Raw genomic sequence first — 19,983 nt, 5'->3', positions numbered from 1 at the left:
GCAGCGTCACGGCGACGGCGACTTCTCGACGATGGCGTGTCGAGGACGTTTCAGTCCTGCAGACAAGCGTTGAGCTGTTGCCCGCATTTTTGCTGCACGCAGCCCAAACAGGCCTGACTTGGCTGTCCGCCTTGGCAGGAGCTGGCACACTCGGTCGTGCAGCTCTGCTGGCAGGTGCACGTGAAGAGCGCGCCGAGCAGCGTGTCCGAGCCTTGGCAAGGAGGATCGTTTCCGCCGCCCTGGAGAACCTCGGAGCACGTGCTGCACGCAGGGCCGCCGCCGCCCGTGCCGCTCGCGCTCGAGCTCGCCGTCGTGCTCGCCGCGCCGTCGCAGTAGCTGCCGCACTGCGCGCTGCACGAGCCGCACGTGCAATCGTAGGCCGGCTGGGCCTGGGGGTACTGCGTCAGGCAATCGTCGACGCAGGGTTTGTCGGTGCAGTTCTGCGCGCAGCCGAAGAAGCCCTGACACGCCTGGCCGCAGGCGAAGATCTCGTTCTGGCAAGCGCCGAACGCGCATGTTCCACAGGCCTGCGGATCGAAGCCGCCGCCCTGTCCGCCTTGTCCCCCAGTGCCCGCGCTGCTCGAGCTCGGGCCCGTGCCCGTCGCAGCGCTGCTCGAGCTCGATGCAGCGCCGCCTTGCCCGCCCGCGCCGCCGAGCCCGCCTTGCCCGCCCATGCCTCCGAGCCCGCCTTGTCCGCCCGCGCCGCCGACGCCGCCGGCGCCGCCGTTTGCGCCGGCCGTGCCGCCGCTGGCGAAGAGCGACTCCACCTCCGCGGCGCAAGCAGCCACGGAGCCGAGACCGAGCACGATCGACAAAAGTCCAAGATGAAAAGAAGTACGCATGAAGGCACCTCGCGCGCGCATGGTAGCTCTCCCTGCGCCGTATGTCGTCGCCGACGCTGCCCTATCCCCCCGAACCCATCCCGCGTGCGTCCATCGACGCGCTGACCGCAACGAGCGCACTCTTCGCGCAAATTTGCAGTGCGACGTCGTGGAGGCTGGTCTCGTACCTCGAACACGTCGTGCTTCCGCCGCAGTCGGTCGTGATGCACGAGGGCGAGGTCGGGCGGGAGATGTACTTCGTCGTGTCGGGCGAAGCGCATCTTCGCCGCGCGGACGTGGACCTAGGTCTCATCGGGCCGGGCGCGCATTTCGGCGAGCTCGCGCTCATCGCGAGGCGCCTGCGGACCTCGAGCGTCGTGGCGGAGTCGACGCTCACGCTCGCGCGTCTCTCGCACGAGCAGTACGAGCGGATGTCGAAGCAAGACCCGGAGCTCGCGCTTTGCCTGACGCAGTCGCTCGTGGCGTCGCTCGGAAAAGAGCTGACCGAGATGACGGAGAGCGTGGGCGCGCTCCTGCGCGAGCGCTCCTTGCCGCGGCGCGTGTTCGTCGACGTCACGGTGAACCGCGCATGGACGCGGGTGCGGACGGGGACGCTCCTCGGCGAGCTCGTGCCGCGCGACGTCGACGGCGATCCGGTGGTGGCGGCGCTCGTGAACAACAAGGCCGTGGCGCTCGGGATGCCGATCACCTCGGACGCGCACGTCGAGCCGCTCTGCGCGTCGCACTGGGAAGGCAAGCGCGTCTATCGCGCGAGCCTCGGGCTCTTGCTGCTCGAAGCGTCACGGCGCGCCTTTCCCGATGTCTTCGTGCGGCTCGGGCCCGGCACGGGCTTCGGTCAGTCGATCGAGCTCATGCACCCGGGCGCGCTCTCGCTCACGACGTGGGCCGAGCGCGTGACGGGGATGATGCACGAGCTCGTCGCGACGGACGTGCCGATCCAGCAGGAGCTCTGGACGGTGGACGAGGCGCGTAGCCACTTCGCCGAGGAAGGCGCGCGGGACCTGCTCGCGCTCTTGCGCACGTGGCGAACGGGGCACGTGCAGCTCGTCTGCGCGGGGGCCGTCGCGGTGCTGTCGATGACGCCGCTCTTGCCGAGCGCGGGGCGCATCGCACCGTTTCCGTTCCGCATCGAGGTCGACGGCGAGGCGGTGATGCTGCGCTACGGCGACGAGCTGCGTGTGGCGCCCGAGGGCGGCGCGGCGCCGCCTTCGACGCGGCTGCACGAGGACATCCAGCCCGAATCCGCGCGGCACGGGGTGCGGCAGGACGAACCCTGGCTGACGACGCTGGGCATCACGAGCGTGGGCGCGTTCAACGACGCGTGCGTGCGCGGCAAGACGCCGGAGATCATCCGGGTGAGCGAGGGCCAGCACGAGAAGCGCATCAGCCGCATCGCGGACGCGATCGCGGGGCGCGGGACGATCCGGGTGATCTGCGTGGCGGGCCCGTCGTCCTCGGGCAAGACGACGTTCCTCTCACGCCTGACGGTGCAGCTCCTCGTGAACGGGATCCACCCGGTGGGTTTGTCGCTGGACGACTACTACGTCGACCGCGAGAAGACGGTGCGCGACGCGCGGGGCGAGTACGACTACGAGGCGCTCGAAGCGCTCGACGTCGGCGCGCTGCGTGATCACCTCGGGCGCATCTTCGCCGGGCAGACGGTGAAGACGGCGCGGTACGACTTCATGACGGGCAAGAGCCACCCGGACGGCGGGCGCGAGGTGACGCTGCGAAGCTCGGACGTGCTCTTGATCGAGGGGATCCACGGGCTGAACCCGAAGCTGCTCGATGGAATCCTCCCGCGGGACAAGGTCTTCCGCATCTTCATCCAGCCGATGACGGCGCTGCCGTTCGACCGCGTGAACCGCGTTCACGTGTCCGACGTACGCCTGCTCCGGCGCATCGTGCGCGACCGGCACGGGCGCGGGACGAACGCGGCGGCGAACATCCAGCGCTGGCCGTCGGTGCGCGCGGGCGAACGCACGAACATCTTCCCGTTCCTCGCGCAGGCCGACGCGATCTTCGACTCGTCGCTCGTCTACGAGCTCGGCGTGATCAAGGTGTTCGCGGATCGCTACCTGCTCGAAGTGCCGCAGGATCATCCCGCGTTCGGGACGGCGTATCGGCTGCGGCAGCTCATCGACAAGGTGGTGACGATCTACCCGGATCACGTGCCGCCGACGTCGATCCTCCGGGAGTTCATCGGGGGGAGCGGGTTCGAATACTAGGACGTCAAACGGAGTCGGGATCGACGCCGAGGGCGCGGAGCTTTTCGGCGAGGCGATCGGCGCGGGCGTGCTCGGTCTCTGCGAGCTCGCGACCGGTCGGGACGAGCGCGCCTTCCTTCGTGAAGAAGCGCAGCTTGTCTTCGTGAACGCCGAGGGAGAGATCGAGCTGTGTGCTCCACAGCCGCCCGTCGCGGTCGGGTGTGATCGGCTCGTACTGGCCGCCGAGGAGCCGGAAGCCCGCGAACTCGTTCGTCTCGGGATCGAACCAGAAGTACTCGGGCGTGCGGAAGACGTCCTGGTAGACCTGCTTCTTGAGGCCCTGGTCGAGCTTCTTCGTGCTGTGCGAGAGCACCTCGACGATCACGTTCGGGTACTTGCCGTCCTCGTGCCAGACGGTCCAGCTCTTGCGCGGCTTACGCTCGGTGCCGAGCACGATGAAGAAGTCGGGGCCGTTGAACTTCTCGTTCTTGAGCTGCTTCGGGCTGAAGTAGATCGTCAGATTGCCCGCGGCGAAGAAGTCGGCGCGTTCCTTCCAGTAGAGTTCGATGCTGTCGAGGAGCAGCAGGAGCTGGGCGAGGTGCTCGGTGGACTCCATGGGGGGCTCGTCGCTCTCGAGGTCGTCCGGCGGCAGGTCAGACGGCAGCTCCTCGATTTCGGGCTCCGTGGAAATGGCCAGGGACGTCATGCCAAGGACCCTGCATGACGATGCACCTCGTGGCAAGCGGACGTATTCAGGGTGTCGTGCCTCCGCCCGCGGCGTCCGAACCACCGCCGACGGTATCCTCGGGCTCGGGCAAGCCGGCCCTGCGTCGCGCCGTGGGCCGGACACGTTCGGCCAGGGCGGGGCGGCCGGCGAGGAGGAAAAAGGAGGCGGCTGCATCGGCCACGCCCGAATAGGACGTTCCCCAGGCGGCCATGGCCTCGTTCTTGGCGGTCTGCGTGAGCTGCGCCTCGCGCTTTTCGCGGTCGACATCGCCGAGTGCGGTCTTCAATGCCGAGGCGCTGGCGTTCAGGTCGTCGGCGGCCGCGATGGGATCGATTTTCAGGCTCTTGTTCTTCGGCGGCTCGGTGAGCGGGCGATTGCGGAGGAGATTTTCGACATTATCGGCGAGCACGAGGACGGTGTGCGGATCCTCGGGAATGTGGGCGCCGAGGCCATAAGCACCGGCAACGACCTGGCCATAATTGCGAGCGAGGCCGGTGCGAAGCGTGCCGAGGAAGTCCCTCGTCTCGGCGGTGCATTCGTCGCGCTTGGCGCGGTAGCCGTCGTCGTCGGAGAGCTCGACCATGTGCGTGCGGTCGGCGGTGACGAGCTGGTTGGCACGGGCGCGGAGGTGATTGCCGAATGCGGCGAGGAGCGTGGCAAGCGTGAGGTCCCCGGGGACGCCGCCGGGGAAAAGGATCTTCTCCAGGGTGGGCGCGATTTCGGGGCCGTGGATGTCGATCGCGGCGACCACGGTGTTCGTGATCGCGACGCGGTCGGAGACCATGCGGGAAGCTTTGGCTTCGCTCATGGGATGTAGGTACCCGAACGAAGGAGGCTTGGGAAGGGGGGGTGCGGAGGTGGCCGGGGTGGGAGTTTCAAATTGAAGACGGGGCTCCGGAGACGAACGGGGCGCGGCGATCGGGGGCGCGGAGGGAGGCGGGGGCGGCGGGAGGCGAGGTCGAGCGGCGCGGAGGGCGCCGGTGGAAGGCGGGATCGAAGATCGACCGGCCCGGCGCGAGGTGGGGGCGATGGGGAAGGGGTTCGGTGGGGGAGCGGCGCGGCGGGTGGGCCCGAAGTGGACCTTCGCGGGGCGAGACGCCTTCCGAGCGTGGCGACGCGTGCATCTGCTGCGTCAGAGAATCAGGCCTTTCGCCGGGGCAGCCAGATGCGAGCGTCGCTTTCTTCCGGCGTGAGTTCTTCACGCAGAAGCTTCATGAAGGCATCTCCAACCCTCTCGAACAGTTCGGTCGGAACGTCATCGGGAAACATGTTTTGCGGGCCGGCCATGAGAATCGCGTTGAGCTCGACTTTGGGGACGACCGGACCGTAATCGCGCAGCCGCTTCATGGCCTTCGAACAAAGTTCGAGGATGACCTCGCGTCGCTCGGAGCTGGTCACGATCGCGTCCAGGCCTGGCATCACGCCAAAGCCGAACCCAGCGGTGGCTTGCGTGTGCCATTCTTGGCGCGCTTCCTCGAGCCAGTCGGGAACGCTCGGCCCTTTGTCGATGGCGTCCACAAGGAGTAGAAGCCAGATTTCGAGAGTCGGATCACTCGCCTCGAAGCCTCGGCCCCGAAACTCCACGAATGTTGATCCCATCTGAACGGCTCCGGATGTGGTCAGCCGATTCCATCGGCTGCCAGTCCCAGGTGGCCGCGTCTGTCGGAACTGGGCTCGGCAGTCGAAGCCGCCCTACTTCGGCTCCTCATCATCCGTCATGATCCGGAACCCCGGATCCTCCTCCGTCGGCCCTTTCGGCTTCTGGCCCGGCGGGTACCGCGGCGGATCCCGATCGTCGCCTTTGCGCTCGTCCTCCGGCGACGGCTTCTTCTCTTTGTCCTTGTCCTTCGACCCGAACAGCATCTCCGTCCCGAACCGGCTCACCACGTGGTTCGCGGCGCGGTAAATCTCGCGACCCGCGACCTCGACTTGCTTGCCCACGTCCGTGCGGTCGAGCTCCTTCTTGATCCCGGTCGCCGCCATCGTGGCCGCGCGGAACAAGTGGCCGAGCCCTTGCACCAGGTGCGTCTTCGCCCGCTCCGCTTGCTCGTTGCGATCGTCTCGATCGTCGTTCGCGCTCATGCCCTGAGTGTAGGGGTCGTGTCAGCGCGCTCGCAAGCCGTCAGGCTGCGTGTTGCGCTTTCGAGCCGGCCGCCCGGGGCAGGGACGCGTGGGCGGTGACGCGGTTTCTGCCCCCGCGCTTCGAGGCGTAGAGGGCCTCGTCCGCGGCCTTGAACAGGTCGTCCCAGGTCTCGCCGGCCTCGGGGAAGCTCGCCACGCCGATCGAGCAGGTCACGCGGATCGTCACGGGTTGACCGTCCGGGCCGGGCTTCGGCGCGTGGAAGATCGTCTTGCCGAGCTCCTCGCGCACCCGCTCGGCGAGCAGCATCGCGCCGCGCGCATCCGTCTCCTCGCAGATCACCACGAACTCCTCGCCGCCGAAGCGCGCGATCGCGTCGGTCGCGCGACGCTCGCGGCGCAGCACCTCGCCGAGGCCCTTGATGATCACGTCGCCCGCGTCGTGCCCGTAGGTGTCGTTGACCTTCTTGAAGTGGTCGATGTCCGTCACGAGCACGCTGAGCTTGCGGCCGAAGCGCTTGGCCGCCTTGATCTTCTGGTCGGCGATCTCCAGCATCGCGCGCTTGTTGTAGAGGCCCGTCATGCCGTCGAGCGTGGCCATCTCCTCGAGCCTGCGCATCATGCGGGCGTTCGCGAGCGAGACGGCGACGTGGCTCGTGAGCACTTCGAGCGTGCTGCGCGCGGCGTCGCCGAACGCGGCACGCCGGCGCGAGCCGAGCACGAGCGTGCCGAGGGGTTTGTCGTGCACGAGCATCGGCAGCACGATCATCGACGGCATGCTCGGGGGCGCGAGCTTCTTCGTGAAGACGATCTGGCGCTTCTCGTCGTACTCGCCGCGGTAGGGCAGCGGGTGCTTGTTTTCGAGCGCCATCGAGACGAGCCCCGCGTTCTTCTTGTACTGCTGGCCGACGAGGTTCGCCTCGTCGCCGCCGCTGACGGCGCGGATCTCGTGGGCCTTCTGCGACTCGTCGTAGAGCGTGACCGCGGCGAAGTCGACGCTCGTGATCTCGCGCGCCGTGCGCAGGCCGGCCTCCACGACCTCGGCCTCGGTCGTCGCGGCGTTGAGGCTCTCGACCGCGCGGTAGAGCCGGCCCTGCTCCACCTTGGCGCGTTCGAGCTGCACGAACACGCGCTCGTTCTGGATGGCACGCACCGCGTAGCGGCAGGCTTCCATGGCGAGCTCTTGTTCTTTGAGGCCAAAGGGTTCGTCGGCGATGCGGTCGAGGACGAGCACGCCGCGGATGGAGCCGTGCTCGAAGACAGGCAGCGCGAGCGCGGCGCGCACGGGGCAGGGGCCCGTGTAGTAGGGGAGCTTGTGGCGCGGCTCGAGGCCGCGGAGCGCGACGGCCTCGCGCTGCGTGATCGCCGCGCCGAAGATGCCGTCGCCCGCGAGGAAGGGGCCCTCGGCGACGTTCGGATCGTCCGTCGAGAGCTCGCTGATGCGCAGGTGCGTCCCGGCGTCGTTTTGCCAGAGCAGGACGGCCGTGTGCAGGTTCATCGCCTGCCGCAGGAGCCGGAGCGCGAAGAGCACGGACTGGTGGATCTCCTCCACGCCCGAGCGCACGAGCCGCTCCTCGTCGTTCGCCCGCGACGCGTTGCGCCCGCCGGCCGGCGCGCCGAGCAGCCGGTAGCTGCGCGCGTCGTCGCGGAGTTTTTCCACCTCGGCCTGGATGCGCTCCTTCAGCGTGCTGCGGGCGCGGGCGATCTCGGCGCGCAGGAGCAGCGCGTTGAACGAGGCGAACACGACCATGAACGCACCCGAATAAGCGAGCCGCTCGAAGCTCGACGCCACCATGGCCCAGTGCCGCACCGACGCGTCGAGGCCGAGCGCGAAGGCGAGGACGAGCACCGTGGCGATCGGTCGCGCGAACGCGCTCACGAGGCCCACGCACACGTAGACGAGCGGGTAGAGGCGCCCGTCGAGCGCGCCGTCGCTGCGCGTCACGATCGCGTAGACGAGCACGGTGAGGAGCGCGCCGACCTCGAGGTCGAGGCGGAGCGTTCCCTCGATCGCCCGGGAGCGTCGCGACGCGCGTGCCGCGAGCAGACCGAGCAAGAGCGCCGAGGCAGGTGCCTCGATCCAGAGCGAGAGCGGGCTCGCCGTGGACGCGACCACGATCGCACCGAGGCCGATCGCAGAGAGGAGCGGCAAGGCCGCGCGGCCAAGGCGCCGAAGCTTGAGCACGAGGACCACGAGCGGAGCCATGCGGGGTGGTAAGGCCCCCGTATCAGAGGGCGTCGCGCCGGGCCTAGTTTTGGGAGAAGACGGCTACGCTAACGCCTGTGCGCCCCGGCATACGGCTTCAACTCCTCGTCGCCCTCGGCACGCTCCTCGTCCTCGCCTTCCTGCCTCTCTTCTTCGCCGTCGTCAGCTTGCACCGGGCCAGCATGGCGGGGGTCATCCCCACGGCGCCGCTCATCCGCCTCCTCGCCCTCTACATGGGCATCTTCGCCCTCGCGCTGCTCGTCTTCATGTACCTCGCGATGACGCGGCTCGTGGTCGATCCGATCGAGCGCCTCTCACGCGCCGCGGGCCGCGTGGCCGAGGGCGCGCGGAGACTCGAATTACCACGCGCGGGGGCGCGCGAACTCGCCGAGCTCGCCGACAGCGTGGCGCGCATGACCGAGCGGCTTCGCGCCGACGAGGAGAGCCTGCGCGTGAAGATCGACGAGGCCACGCGATACGCGAAGGAGCTCGAACGCGCGCAGGAGCGGCTCGTGCGATCGGAGCGCCTCGCCTCGGTGGGGCGACTCGCGGCCGGGCTCGCGCACGAGATCGGAAACCCCATCGCGGCGCTGCTCGGCTTCGAGGAGCTGCTCCTCGCCGGCGGCCTCGACGAGGCCGATCAGCGTGACTTCTTGCAACGCATGAAGCGCGAGACCGAGCGCATCCACAGCATCCTGCGCGACCTGCTCGACTTCGCGCGCCCCGCCACGAGCGTGCGTGACGGACGATCGCCCGAGGCCTTTGGATCCTTTTCGCAAGCGCTCGACGCCGCGCTCGCCCTGGTCAAACCGCAGAAGGCCCTGCGCGACGTGGACATCTCGATCGACGTCGAGAAGGACCTGCCGCTCGTCGCGCTCTCCGAACCGCGCCTCGTACAGGTCCTTTTGAACCTGCTCTTCAACGCGGCCGACGCCGTCCCCAAGTCCGGAGGCCGCATCGAGCTCCGTGCGCGCCGCGCGCCCGAGGGCGTGCGCGTCGAGGTCCGCGACAACGGCCCCGGCGTGGCGCCGGCCATCCGCGATCGCCTCTTCGAACCCTTCACCACGACGAAGGACGTCGGCAAAGGCACGGGCCTCGGGCTTGCGGTTTGTCGGGGCTTGCTCGAATCCGTGGGCGGATCGATCGGCGTCGAGCACGGCGAGGAGGGCGCGGGCGCGTGCTTCTCCTTCACGGTGCCGCTCGTGGCGAAGGACGTCAGTTGAACGAGCGGTGCGCGCTCGGCCGGGCGAGGATCGCGCGGCTGCCGCCGAGACGTTCGAGCTCGCGGGAGAGCTCCGGCGACGGCGCGATCACCACGAGGTGTTCGAGCACGTTGCGCAGCCGCTCGTCGTCGTTCCGCGACGCGTGGATGCTACGCAGATTCGAGAGCATGCGGACCAGGATCTGACGCTTGCTGCAGGGTTCGAGCAGCCGCGGATCGACCCGCGGCCCCGAGCCCGTCACCCGCGCGTGCAGCGCTTCGAGCTCCGTATTGCCGAGGATCCGCCCATGGAACGGATCGATCACGAGTCCCGACGCTTGCTTCTGCCGCTCCCCCGCGCTGACCAGGAAATGCCCCGGGAACGAGATCCCTCGCGCGTCGATCCCCGCGCGCGTCGCCACGTCGAGCAGCACCATCGCGAGCGTGATCGGGATGCCCTTCTTCCGGTCGAGCACCTCGTTCAGGTAGCTGTTGCGCGGGTCGTAGTACTCCTCGGCGTTGCCGCGGAAGCCTTGCGAGCCGTAGAGCCATTCGAGCACCACGCGCACCCGCTCCTCCGTCGTCCCGTGCGGCGCGGCCTGCGCGATGCGACGGGCGGCGGCGCGGCCGAGCCCTTCGAGCGTCGCCACGTACCGCGCGACGTCGAGCGACGGGTACTCGCTCTCGGCGAAGACGAGCGCGGCTTGCACGAGATCGATCTCCGACTCGGGACGCGAGACGAGGTGGGCGAACAGCGTCAGGCTCGGGCGAGAAGGCACCATGATCCGTCTTCGTTCGTAGCGCTCTTCGGGGCCCTAGGCTGCACCTTCCTCGCGGCTTCCTTCCACGAAATCCGTGACCGCCACGCCGGCGAGGTTCCTCGCCTGCAGGCCTTCGAGGATCGCGGGCAACGCGCCGAGGCTCGCCGGCACGTGATCGTCGCGCTCCGCCGCGTCGTGCAAGAGCACGATCGCCCCATCTTCCAGGCCTCGCACGACGCGCGCCGCCACCTTCGTCGCGTCCGCGGAGGCGAGCCCGTCGATCGCCCGCACCGACCAGCCGACCACGGTCAATTCGAGCTCGTCCACGACCTTCGCGATGCGCGGGTTCGTGTGCCCGATCGGCGGCCGGAACAGGGTCGGCTTGCGCCCCGTGATCTTCTCCAGCACCACGAGCGAGCGCTCGATGTCCGCGCGCACGGCGGACGTGGGCAGCATGGCGAACGTCCGCGGGTGCGCGTAGCCGTGCGAACCGAGCGTGTGCCCTCGCGCCACGATGTCGCGCACGATCTCCGGGTGCGCCTCGGCCTTTTTGCCGATCACGAAGAACGTCGCCTTGACCTTCGCCCGATCGAGCAGGTCGAGCACCTTGGGCGTGTGCGTGCGGTTCGGCCCGTCGTCGAAGGTCAGGGCCACGCCGCGCGCGTCGTCGGGCCCGCGGCAGACCGCGTCGACGAACATGCGGAGGCGCAAGGAAAGCACGCCGGACATGACGATCGCCGTGTACGCGGCGAGCGCCGAGAGCGTGATCCACGTGGGCACGGGCCCGATCAGGAGCGAACGCGCGACGAGCGCGAGGGCTCCGAACGTCGCCATGTAGAACAGGATCCGCGCGGGCGGCACCGCTCTACTTCTTCGCCTTCTTCTCGTCCGCCGACGTGTCGAAATCCTCGTCGAGCTCGTCCTCGGCCGGCTGCGCGATGCGCTTCTGCGGCCCGGCCTTCGCCGGTGGCGCCTTCGCCTCTTCCTTCGCCTCGCCCTCGGGCTCGGGCGTGTTGTCCGCGTCGTAGAAGCCGCCGAGCAGCGCGGCGATCGTGGCAAGCGAGGTGATGGGGAAGTAGCCGAACCGGATCGCCTCGCTCTTCGTCATCACGCCGATCTGGCTCAAGAGGTCGGTCGGGAGGAACATCGTCAGCCACTTGCGCGCGGCGAACATGAGCCCGGCGCCGAGCAGCGCGCCGACGACGGCCTTCATCCCGGCCTCGATCTTCGCGTCCTTCGCCCAGATGGGTTTGCCCGCGATGAGGCCGATCACGACGCCGGTGATCGCGGCGGCGATGTACGCGAGCCACGCAGGCAGTACGGCAAATCCGAGCTTCAAAAGCCCGAACCCGATGAGCCCGCCCACGACGAGGCCCTTGATGATCCCTATGATCAGGCGCCCGAGCATCACCGTAATCCTTGGCACGGCAGCCCGCGCCGTTCAACATGCGGCCCGCTCGTGAACTTCATCAGCATCGAGTACGCGGTTTTCTTCGCCGTTGCGTTCGTCGGTTGGTGGGGCCTTTCGACCCTCAAACCTTCGTTCGCCACGCTCGGCGGGCGCCTCCTCGCCTCGTGGCCGCGCATCATCTTTCTCCTTGCGATGAGTTACGGCTTCTACGCCGCCTGGAACTGGCGGTACCTGCCGCTCATCTTCGGCTCGTCGACGGTCGACTTCTTCCTCGCCCGTATCATCGCGAACGAGACGCGGGCCTCACGCCGCAAGGCGCTGCTCACGATCACCGTCGTCCTCAACCTCGGCTTCCTCGGCTTCTTCAAGTACTGGAACTTCGGCGTCGAGAACGTCGAGCTCCTCCGCGCGTGGCTCACGGGCACCACGCCGCACACGAGCGACGCGATGCGGGTCTTGCTCCCGCCCGTCGGCATCTCGTTCTTCACGTTCGAGTCGATGAGCTACGTCATCGACGTCTACCGCGGCGATCTGCCGGCGCACCGGAGCTACCTCCGCTACCTGCTCTTCGTCTCGTTTTTCCCGCACCTCGTCGCGGGCCCGATCGTTCGTCCGCGTGATCTTTTGCCGCAGCTCGAAGCCGTCCCCTCCCTGCCGAGCCGCGTGGGCGCCGAGGCGATGTTCCTCATCGCGACAGGCCTCCTGAAGAAGGTCGTCTTCGCCGATCAGCTCGCGATCCACCTCGTCGATCGCATCTTCGAGCGCCCCGAGAACTACTCCGCGGTCGAGGTGCTCGCGGGCGTCTACGGCTACGCCGTCCAGATCTACTGCGACTTCTCGGGCTACAGCGACATCGCGATCGGCTCGGCGCTCCTGCTCGGTGTGCGCTTCCCGCCGAACTTCGACGCGCCTTACACCTCATCGAACCTCGCCGAGTTCTGGCGCCGCTGGCACATCTCGCTGTCGAGCTGGCTGCGCGACTACCTGTACATCCCGCTCGGCGGAAACCGCGGCTCGAACCTCGCCACGTACCGCAACCTCATGCTCACGATGCTCCTCGGCGGCCTCTGGCACGGCGCGTCGTGGACGTTCGTCTTCTGGGGCTTTTTGCACGGGCTCGGCCTCGCCGTCACGCGCGCCGTCGAGCGCGCCGGGGGCAAGAGCGCGGGCAAGCCGAAGCGCCTTCTTCCGAAGCCGATCGGCGTGATCCTCACGTTCCACTACGTCTGCCTGGCGTGGATCTTCTTCCGTGCTCCAACCTTCGACATCGGCACGCGTGTTCTGAAGCAGATCTCGACGGGGACGACCTTCCACCCGAACCTGCCGCTCATCGTCGTCGCCCTGCTCGGCCTCGGGATCGCCGTGCACCACACGCCGCGCGTGATCTACGATCGAGTGCGCGCCGCGTTCACGGCCCTGCCCGCCCCCGCGCAGGGCGCCGTGCTCTTCCTCGTCGCCGTCGTGCTGCACGAGGCGGCGAGCGTGAAGGCCGTACCGTTCGTGTACTTCCAGTTCTGACCATGCGCCCTTTCGCCCTGCTCCTCCTCCTCGGCCTCGTCGGTTGCGAAAGCACGATCAACGGGCGTGGCGCGGCCGCGCCGCTCGTGCGCGTGCACGCGGCCAAGGACCTCGACTGCCCCGACGCGGAGGTCCGCGTCACGGAGGAGTTCGGCGGGGTCTACAAGGCCATCGGCTGCGGCCGGAAGGCGTACTATCGGACGCTCTGCGAGGGCCTCTCCTGCGAGGTGAAGGGCGAGGGCGACGGGCCCATCGGCTGGAAGGACCGACCCGATCAGAACACGATCGTCCTTCCAAGGTAGACATCGAACCGGCGCACTGCGCGACAGGACCGAACGATGAGCGAGACGCAAGAGGGCGCGGAGCCCGAGGGCGAGGCCGAAGAGCCGAACGAGGCCACGCGCTCCAAGAAAAAGCGCAAGAAGAAGGCGAAGGCGCCGCGCGAAGGTGTGCCCTCGTTCGCGCAGCGGTTTCCGCGCGACGAGCGCCTCGACGCGCTGCTCGCCGCCTTCGATCGCGGCGACTACGCCCGCGTCCGCGAGGACGGCGGACGCCTCGTGAAGAGCACCGACGACCCGGCCGTGCGTCGCGCCGCCGAGGAGCTGCTCCGTCGGATCGAGCCCGATCCGCTCGCGAAGTACATGCTCCTCGCCGCGTGTTTGCTCCTCGCCTTTTTCACGGTCTGGTACTTCTCTCACCGGCTCGCGCCCACCCCATGAGGCCGAGGCGCGGAGCCCTCGCCCTCGTCCTTTCGGGCCTCGCGCTCGCCTCGTGCGGGCCCGCCGCGCCCGAGCCGCGGCCTTCGTTCACCACGCCCGGCGAGGGCATGGTCGGCGCGTCATCCGGCCTGCCGATCGAGCGGTATTTTCCGCTCGTGCACGGAAACCTCTGGCACTACGAGACGACGAGCGACGACGGCGAGCGTGGCCTCTTGCTCGTCCGCGCCCGCCGCACGAGCGCGTTCGAGGGCGAGCTCGTCACGCCCACGGGCGCGCGCCGCGTCGCGTTCACGAGCGAGGGCGTCGCGCTCCTCGGCCGCTCGGTCTACGTGCTCCGCGCGCCGATCGCCGTCGGCATGTCCTGGACCGGCGAGCATGGCGGCTGGACGCGCATCGAAGCGGTCGGGCAGAGCGTGACGGTCCCGGCGGGGCGCTTCGCTGGATGTGTCGTCACGGTCGAAGAGCGCGGCGGGGATGTACCCGTCCGGTACACGACCACGTTTTGTCCCGATGTCGGCATCACCGTTCTCGACGTCGAAGCGCGTATGGCCCACGAGCGCGCCGAACTCCGGAGTTACGGGCCACCCGTGAACATCGGGCCCGAGGGTACGAGCTTCACCACGACGCCCTGATCCAGAGGCCGACGTTACGTTAGTGGCAGCGCGTGGCCGCTCTTCGAGCGCGCGCCTCGTGGCTTCCGTTTTCGCGTGTGGGCAGTAGACTCGCCACGCGTCGAGGAGCCGAGGCATGCGCAACTACTGGGACTACATCAAGGTCGAAGAGCTCCTTTCGCTGCAGGGCGGCTTCGACAACGACGAGAGCAAGCTTTCGAACGATGAGGTCGTCTTCATCGTCGTGCACCAGGTCTACGAGCTCTGGTTCAAGCTCATCCTGCGCGAGCTCGAGACGGCGCGCGATCTCTTCCGGCAGAACCCCGTGCCTGACATGAAGCTCGCGAACGCGGCGACCTCGCTCCGCCGCGTCGTCGCCCTCTTCGAGCAGGCCGTGCCGCATTTCCGCGTGATGGAGACGCTCACCACGCGCGACTACCTCGACTTCCGCGACCGCTTGATCCCGGCGAGCGGCTTCCAGTCGGCGCAGATGCGCGAGATCGAGATCCTGCTCGGGCTCGACGACAACCTGCGTATCCCGCTCGGCCGCGAGGGCAGCTACATGGCCGCGCTCCGCTCCTCGGACGGCTCTGCGTCTTCGGCGCTCGCCCGCGTCGAGCAGCGCAGGGAGAGCGGTCCGAGCCTGAAGACCGTGCTCTACGAGTGGCTCGCGCGCACGCCGATCGACGGCCCTGCGACGCAGGAGTCGGCCGATCGTTTCGCGAAGGCGTTCATCGCGGGGCACGAGAAGGAGATCGAGAACCGCGTGCGGCTCGCCAAGCAGAACGCGCTCACGGCCGACGACATCACGCGGCTCGAGGAGCGTTACCGCGCCGAGATCCGGTTCGCCGAGCGGTTCCTGCGGGCCGAGGACGAGGAGGGGCTCGACGACGAGGCGCGCGCCTTCCGACGCCGCCTGCGCGCGGCGATCGTGTTCCTGGAGAGCTACCGGGAGCTGCCGCGCTTGGCGTGGCCGCGCGAGGTCATCGACCTCGTGATCGCGGTCGAGCAGCAGATGATCATCTGGCGCCAGCGGCACGCGCGCATGGTCGAGCGTGTGATCGGGCGCCGCACGGGTACGGGGGGGTCTGCGGGCGTCGATTACCTGGATCAGACGGCGCTTCGTTATCGCATTTTCAACGACCTCTGGGCTGTGCGGACGATCTTGCTCCGCAAGCCGAGCGTCCCCTTGCTCTCGCACGAGGACGAGTACCGATTCCGTGTCGAGGATTGACGTGGGCAAACGAATTCTGTCGAGCTTCCTTACAATCGACGCCCGCTCCCTGGGTCTCTTTCGCATCGCGATGGCCCTCGTCCTTTTGGGCGATCTCTTTCGCCGCTGGCCCTGGGTGCGCGCGTTTTATTCGAACGAGGGCGTCCTCCCGAATCACAACCACATCTTCAACCTGCGCGACAAGGGCCAGGTCTGGAGCTTTCTCCACGCCTTTTCGAGCGTCGGAGAGAATCACGTCGCGTTCGCCCTGATCCTCCTCGTTTATCTCGGCTTCCTCCTCGGCTGGAAGGCGCGCGTCTTCCACGCGCTCTCGCTCGTCTGCCTCGTGAGCCTCGGCTCGCGGAACATCCTGCTCGAAAACCAGGGCAATTACGCGGCCGTCGCGCTCCTCTTCTTCACGCTCTTCCTGCCGCTCGGCAGCCGCTTCTCCGTCGACGCCCTCGTCCGCTCGTTCGCGGATCGCGACGAGAAGACCGACGCGGATTTGAACGATCGCCCGCGGCCCACGGAGGCCGAGCTTTCGGCCACGCGCGGCCCCGGCTGGTCGCCGCTCTCCTTCGCGGCGCTCGCCGTCACGCTGCAAATCGTGATCATCCTGGTCGCGTCCGCGGCCTGGCATTTCGCGGGGCCGTGGCGGGATGGCAGCGGGCTCTATCATGCGCTCCAGGTCGAGCGCTGGGTGAGCGATTTCGGCGCGCGGCTCCAGCACGCGCCGACCGGCGTCTTGAAGGGCCTCTCGTATCTGCTCCTCGCCACCGAATGCGCCGTCCCGCTCCTCGTGCTCGTCCCCGTGGCGCGCCGTCCGCTGCGTGGCATCGCCGTGGCGCTGCTCGTCGTGTATTCGCTCGCGCTCGGTCTCCTCTTCTCGCTCGGCCTGTATGCCTGGACGCTCCTCGCCGCGGCAGCGCTGCTCGTGCCCGCGGAGAGCTGGGACGCCTTCGCGCGCCGCTTCACGCCTTCGCGCGCGCGCAGCGTCGTCTACGACGAGGATTGCGGCGTCTGCTTGTGGCTCGCGCGCCTCGCCAAGCGCCTCGACGCCCACCACCACCTCACGTTCCAGGGCAATGGCGACCTCGCGGCCCTCCTCCGCGGCAAAGCCGACGGCACGATCGAAAAGGTCGACCTGCCGGAGGGCATCACCGAGGAGCTCGTGCAGAACACGATCGTCGTCGTGGACGCGAAAGGCACGGTCTTCACGCGGAGCCACGGCATTGCGGAGATCGTCCGGGCCTTGCCGCTCGGAAGGCCTCTCGCCTTCGTCATGCGCCTGCCCGGCATCTCGAACCTGCTCGACCTCTTCTACGACGCCTTCGCGAAGCGGCGCGCCGACATCAGCGTGCTCCTCGGCATGGACGCGTGCGGCGTCCCCGCGCCGAACGACGAGGCCGAATCCGACGCCGCCTCGCCCCTCGACGTCCCGTCCGCCGTCCGCGCCCAGCGTCTCCTTTCCGGCGGCCTCCGCGAGGCGTTCGTCTTCGTGCTTTTCGTCGCGGCGCTCGCCCAGGCGGCCAAGGAAAACCCGCTCCGGTTCTCGATTCCCCAGGGAAAACTCCTCTCGGCGGTCGTCGCCTGGCCGCGCATGATGGAGCGCTGGGACGTGCTCGCCGTGAACGGGGCCGAGGAAGGCGTCTTCGTGATCGACGGCCAGAACCGCAAGGGCGCGAGCATCGACCCGCTCACGGGCGCCCCGCCCGCGGTCGACCCCGCGGCCTTCAACGCGCGCAAGCTCGGCCAGCTCTGGAACGATTACCTCTACCGCGTCCGCCAGCGCGAGTACGAGCCGTTCCAGAAGGCCCTGCGTGATTACCTCAGCAAGGGCGGCCCCGCGCTCGAAGGCCGCGCGCCGGACGAGCAGCTCTCGGGGTACGACGCGTACTGGGTGACGTACACGATCGGCAAGCCGGGCGAGAGCCCGGCGCGGGTCGAGAAGGGCCGCGAAAAACTCTTCACGCATTCGCGCGGCGGGCGCCTGGCGATCGACAGGCTCCCGATCCTCAAGCCCGACGTCCGCCGGCAGGAGTAAGGCCGTGGCCGAAATAGCCGCCGAGGGCGAGGTCACGGCCGACGTGCCGAAGGACGAGCCGCGAGAGGACAAACCCGCTCGACCGCGGTTTTCCCGCCTCCGCGCCGCGTTCGCGTGGCTGCGTGACCATTACATGACGATGGACCCGCGCACGCTCGGGTTTTTCCGGCTCGTGATCGGGTTCCTCGTCACCGCCGATTGCATCCGGCACTGGAAGGAGGCGCGCTGGTTCTACTCGAACGAGGGCGTCCTCACGAACCATTACCACCTCTTCCGTCCGAGCAGCGGCTTCAATTTCAGCATCTTCCACGCGTTCTCCTCGCTCGAAGAGGTCCACGTCGCCTTCGCGATCGCGACGCTCTGCCATTTTTGCTTCTTCATCGGCTGGCACACCCGCATCTTTTCGATCCTCTCGTTCTTCTTCGTGACGAGCCTCGACAACCGGCTCGTCATGGTCGAGAACGGCGGGTACGTCGTGGAAAACCTGGTTCTCGGCTGGGCGATGTTCATGCCCACCGGCCAGCGCTTCTCCGTCGACGCGCTTTTGCGCTCGTTCCGCGAGCGCAAGGAGCGTTCACCCGAGGAGCTCAACGCGCGCGCCCCGTTCGCCTGGGCCACGAAGCCCTACGTCTCGCTGATCGGGCTGCTCACGACGCTGAACATCGCGGTCATTTATTATTTCAACGTCGTCAACAAATCAGGAAATATCTGGCGCAAGGGCGACACGGTCCATTACGTGCTCCACCTCGATCGCATGATCACGGGGCTCGCCGTGCCGTTCCGCGAATACATGCCCCTCTGGATGATGCGGCCCGTCGCCTGGAGCGTGCTCGTCGTCGAGGCGATCCTCGTGCCGCTCATCCTCGCCCCCGCCGGCCGTCGCGTCACGCGGCCGCTCGCGATGCTCCTGATGACCGGCCTGCACGGGACCTTCGGCGTGATGATGCGCCTCGGCCCGTTCTCCTGGTTCATGATCGCCTGGGGCTTCCTGTTCCCCCAGCCCGTGCACTGGGAGATCCTCGGCCGCTGGTACACGAAGAAGGCCCGCGCCTGGGTCGTCGTCTACGATCGGCGCTCGCCGCTCGCGTTTTTCCTCTGCCGCCTCTTCGCGCGCCTCGACCACTGCGAGCGCCTCACGTTCGAGCCGAGCCCCGAGGACGAAGCCACGCCGAAGCTCCTCCGCGTCCGTGATCCCGCGACGAACGAGGCCCACGACGACCACGCGGCGCTCGCCGCCATCGCCCGCTCGCTGCCGGCGGGCCGCTTCCTCTGGCCGCTCTTCCGCGTCGTTTCGCTCGGCCTCTCGGGCCCGCTCTTCGGCTACGTCGCGCATCGTCGCGACGCTGTCGCCCGCGCCTTCGGCCTCTCCGCGACGCCGCGCGGCCGTGAAGCGAGCGCCCAGCCTTCCCCGCTCGCCGCGCGCTTGGGCCGCGTGCGCGTGGGCCTACGCGAGGCGCTCGTGGCCTGGTTCTTCGTCTGCGCGGTGAGCCAGGTGCTGAACGAGAACAAGTCCGTCCCCGCGCCCTTCAAGCACCAGCAGCCGTGGCTCATGCAGGCGACGCTCGGTTATCCGCGCATGTTCCAGGGCTGGGGTATGTTCGCGCCGAACCCGATCAGCGACGACGGCTCGATCTCGATCGACGCCGTCACGATCGGCGGCCGCCGCGTCGATCCTTTCACCGGCGAGGCGCCCGACCTCAATCTCTCGGACGCGCGTGGCCTCGGCTTGAACCAGATCTGGCAGGACTACTTCAACCGCATCCGGCTCGATCGGAACAAGGTGTTCCGTCATGGGCTCAAGGAGTACCTCCTGCGCTGGCACGAAGAGACGGGCCGGCCCGAGGACGAGCTCGTCGCGTTCGACGTGTACTGGCTGCGAGACCAGTGCCCTCTGCCTGGACAAACGCAGCCGTACAAGCATGAGAAGATTGCGATCCTGACATACCGCAAGCCTGGATACAGGCCTGCCCCAGGCAATCCGCCGCTCCCGCCCGAGCCCAAGGTCGAGAGCGCGGGCAACTGAGCGGTTCGGAGCATCTCATCGGCGCGGCGCGTGATTCTGTGTGCGACACGCGTGGGCCGTCCGGAGCGCTCTTCGTTTTGCGTTTCCGGTGTGGCCGTGCGGGCTGGCTTGCATCGCACGCGTCGAGACCCGAACGTGCGATGGGCAAACGGTTCGGGTTCGTTTAGGATTCTCTGGACTGTATGCGCGACGTCCTCCCTGCTTCGCTCGATCTTCGGCGGGGATCCGACGGCCATGGGCGACGATGCCCTCGCCGCGGGGAGGCTCGCTGCCGTGGTGCTCGCGGGTCGTCCTCGCCGGGGTGGGCGAGAAACACGCCGTGCGGGCTACCTGGTGCGTCGCTTCGCCCCCTCGGGGTATATGCTGCTTCCTCGGGCGCGCCGCGAGGCGTGCTTCGACCGTTCGAGCAACGTTTCAGGCT

General features: G+C 68.3%; 17 protein-coding genes and 1 pseudogene. 9 read left to right on the top strand and 9 right to left on the bottom strand.

Translation table 11 applies throughout. From position 1 onward, the window contains the following. Positions 1-50: 50 nt before the first annotated feature. Entirely contained in the window at positions 51-842 is a 792-nt protein-coding gene (locus tag QHF84_RS10925; RefSeq protein ID WP_281313172.1) for a hypothetical protein, read from the bottom strand. 179 nt (positions 843-1,021) lie between these two features. Between QHF84_RS10925 and QHF84_RS10920 the strand changes: the two genes are divergently transcribed. Then, complete coding sequence (locus QHF84_RS10920) at positions 1,022-3,070, top strand: cyclic nucleotide-binding domain-containing protein (protein WP_281313171.1); 2,049 nt, start codon at positions 1,022-1,024, stop codon at positions 3,068-3,070. A 4-nt stretch (positions 3,071-3,074) separates the two neighbouring features. Here QHF84_RS10920 and QHF84_RS10915 read toward each other — a convergent pair whose 3' ends face one another. From QHF84_RS10915 to QHF84_RS10895, 5 genes are all read right to left on the bottom strand, one after another. Next, entirely contained in the window at positions 3,075-3,755 is a 681-nt protein-coding gene (locus QHF84_RS10915; protein ID WP_281313170.1) for a Uma2 family endonuclease, read from the bottom strand. Between the two features lie 46 nt (positions 3,756-3,801). After that, a complete protein-coding gene (locus tag QHF84_RS10910; RefSeq protein WP_281313169.1) occupies positions 3,802-4,584 on the bottom strand; it encodes a hypothetical protein in 783 nt (260 codons plus the stop codon). A 332-nt stretch (positions 4,585-4,916) separates the two neighbouring features. After that, positions 4,917-5,294: a hypothetical protein gene (locus QHF84_RS10905; protein ID WP_281313168.1), complete on the bottom strand. Its 378-nt coding sequence runs from the start codon at positions 5,292-5,294 to the stop codon at positions 4,917-4,919. Between the two features lie 174 nt (positions 5,295-5,468). Beyond that, positions 5,469-5,858 (bottom strand): hypothetical protein, encoded by a 390-nt coding sequence (locus tag QHF84_RS10900; protein ID WP_281313167.1) that lies wholly within the window; start codon positions 5,856-5,858, stop codon positions 5,469-5,471. A 40-nt stretch (positions 5,859-5,898) separates the two neighbouring features. Further along, positions 5,899-8,061, bottom strand: a complete 2,163-nt coding sequence (locus QHF84_RS10895; protein ID WP_281313166.1) for a diguanylate cyclase — start codon at positions 8,059-8,061, stop codon at positions 5,899-5,901. A gap of 77 nt (positions 8,062-8,138) precedes the next feature. Between QHF84_RS10895 and QHF84_RS10890 the strand changes: the two genes are divergently transcribed. Then, positions 8,139-9,284 (top strand): HAMP domain-containing sensor histidine kinase, encoded by a 1,146-nt coding sequence (locus tag QHF84_RS10890; protein WP_281313165.1) that lies wholly within the window; start codon positions 8,139-8,141, stop codon positions 9,282-9,284. Here QHF84_RS10890 and QHF84_RS10885 read toward each other — a convergent pair. The 3 genes from QHF84_RS10885 to QHF84_RS10875 are packed head-to-tail and all read right to left on the bottom strand — an operon-like array spanning position 9,277 to position 11,431. Next, on the bottom strand, positions 9,277-10,044 hold the full coding sequence (locus QHF84_RS10885; RefSeq protein ID WP_281313164.1) for a transglutaminase-like domain-containing protein: 768 nt from the start codon (positions 10,042-10,044) through the stop codon (positions 9,277-9,279). The two genes, QHF84_RS10890 and QHF84_RS10885, sit on opposite strands and share 8 nt — an antisense overlap. 33 nt (positions 10,045-10,077) lie before the next feature. Then, the gene (locus QHF84_RS10880; protein WP_281313163.1) at positions 10,078-10,884 is read right to left on the bottom strand and encodes a polysaccharide deacetylase family protein; all 807 of its coding nucleotides are present in this window, start codon (positions 10,882-10,884) and stop codon (positions 10,078-10,080) included. Positions 10,885-10,888: 4 nt separating this feature from the next. Further along, on the bottom strand, positions 10,889-11,431 hold the full coding sequence (locus tag QHF84_RS10875) for a hypothetical protein (protein ID WP_281313162.1): 543 nt from the start codon (positions 11,429-11,431) through the stop codon (positions 10,889-10,891). Positions 11,432-11,482: 51 nt separating this feature from the next. Here QHF84_RS10875 and QHF84_RS10870 point away from each other — a divergent pair, with 51 nt between their 5' ends. The 7 genes and pseudogenes from QHF84_RS10870 to QHF84_RS10840 all read left to right on the top strand — a co-directional run bounded on the left by QHF84_RS10870 (position 11,483) and on the right by QHF84_RS10840 (position 19,562). Beyond that, a complete protein-coding gene (locus tag QHF84_RS10870; RefSeq protein ID WP_281313161.1) occupies positions 11,483-12,952 on the top strand; it encodes an MBOAT family protein in 1,470 nt (489 codons plus the stop codon). Between the two features lie 2 nt (positions 12,953-12,954). Further along, positions 12,955-13,254 carry a hypothetical protein gene (locus tag QHF84_RS10865; protein WP_281313160.1) on the top strand — a complete coding sequence of 100 codons (300 nt, stop codon included), beginning with the start codon at positions 12,955-12,957 and terminating at the stop codon, positions 13,252-13,254. 36 nt (positions 13,255-13,290) lie between these two features. After that, positions 13,291-13,671 (top strand): hypothetical protein, encoded by a 381-nt coding sequence (locus QHF84_RS10860; protein ID WP_281313159.1) that lies wholly within the window; start codon positions 13,291-13,293, stop codon positions 13,669-13,671. Beyond that, positions 13,668-14,303: a hypothetical protein gene (locus QHF84_RS10855; RefSeq protein WP_281313158.1), complete on the top strand. Its 636-nt coding sequence runs from the start codon at positions 13,668-13,670 to the stop codon at positions 14,301-14,303. Before QHF84_RS10860 ends, QHF84_RS10855 begins: the two co-directional genes overlap by 4 nt. A 109-nt stretch (positions 14,304-14,412) precedes the next feature. Beyond that, positions 14,413-15,516, top strand: a pseudogene (locus QHF84_RS10850) (tryptophan 2,3-dioxygenase family protein); the annotation flags it as partial. Between the two features lies 1 nt (position 15,517). Next, a complete protein-coding gene (locus tag QHF84_RS10845) occupies positions 15,518-17,539 on the top strand; it encodes a DCC1-like thiol-disulfide oxidoreductase family protein (protein WP_281313156.1) in 2,022 nt (673 codons plus the stop codon). 4 nt (positions 17,540-17,543) lie between these two features. Then, positions 17,544-19,562 carry an HTTM domain-containing protein gene (locus QHF84_RS10840; protein WP_281313155.1) on the top strand — a complete coding sequence of 673 codons (2,019 nt, stop codon included), beginning with the start codon at positions 17,544-17,546 and terminating at the stop codon, positions 19,560-19,562. Positions 19,563-19,983: the final 421 nt, after the last annotated feature.

This window comes from Polyangium sp. y55x31, from assembly GCF_029946505.1.
GTDB lineage: Bacteria > Myxococcota_A > Polyangia > Polyangiales > Polyangiaceae > Polyangium.
The sequence above is the reverse complement of the archived record's forward strand: the minus strand, read 5'-3'. Positions and strand labels throughout refer to the sequence as shown.

Bases quoted from the DNA above. Each gene is read 5' to 3' on its own strand.
- QHF84_RS10910 (WP_281313169.1), bottom strand. From the start codon at position 4,584: ATGAGCGAAGCCAAAGCTTCCCGCATGGTCTCCGACCGCGTCGCGATC.
- QHF84_RS10900 (WP_281313167.1), bottom strand. From the start codon at position 5,858: ATGAGCGCGAACGACGATCGAGACGATCGCAACGAGCAAGCGGAGCGG.
- QHF84_RS10865 (WP_281313160.1), top strand. From the start codon at position 12,955: ATGCGCCCTTTCGCCCTGCTCCTCCTCCTCGGCCTCGTCGGTTGCGAA.
- QHF84_RS10885 (WP_281313164.1), bottom strand. From the start codon at position 10,044: ATGGTGCCTTCTCGCCCGAGCCTGACGCTGTTCGCCCACCTCGTCTCG.
- QHF84_RS10860 (WP_281313159.1), top strand. From the start codon at position 13,291: ATGAGCGAGACGCAAGAGGGCGCGGAGCCCGAGGGCGAGGCCGAAGAG.
- QHF84_RS10895 (WP_281313166.1), bottom strand. From the start codon at position 8,061: ATGGCTCCGCTCGTGGTCCTCGTGCTCAAGCTTCGGCGCCTTGGCCGC.
- QHF84_RS10855 (WP_281313158.1), top strand. From the start codon at position 13,668: ATGAGGCCGAGGCGCGGAGCCCTCGCCCTCGTCCTTTCGGGCCTCGCG.
- QHF84_RS10925 (WP_281313172.1), bottom strand. From the start codon at position 842: ATGCGTACTTCTTTTCATCTTGGACTTTTGTCGATCGTGCTCGGTCTC.
- QHF84_RS10915 (WP_281313170.1), bottom strand. From the start codon at position 3,755: ATGACGTCCCTGGCCATTTCCACGGAGCCCGAAATCGAGGAGCTGCCG.
- QHF84_RS10875 (WP_281313162.1), bottom strand. From the start codon at position 11,431: ATGCTCGGGCGCCTGATCATAGGGATCATCAAGGGCCTCGTCGTGGGC.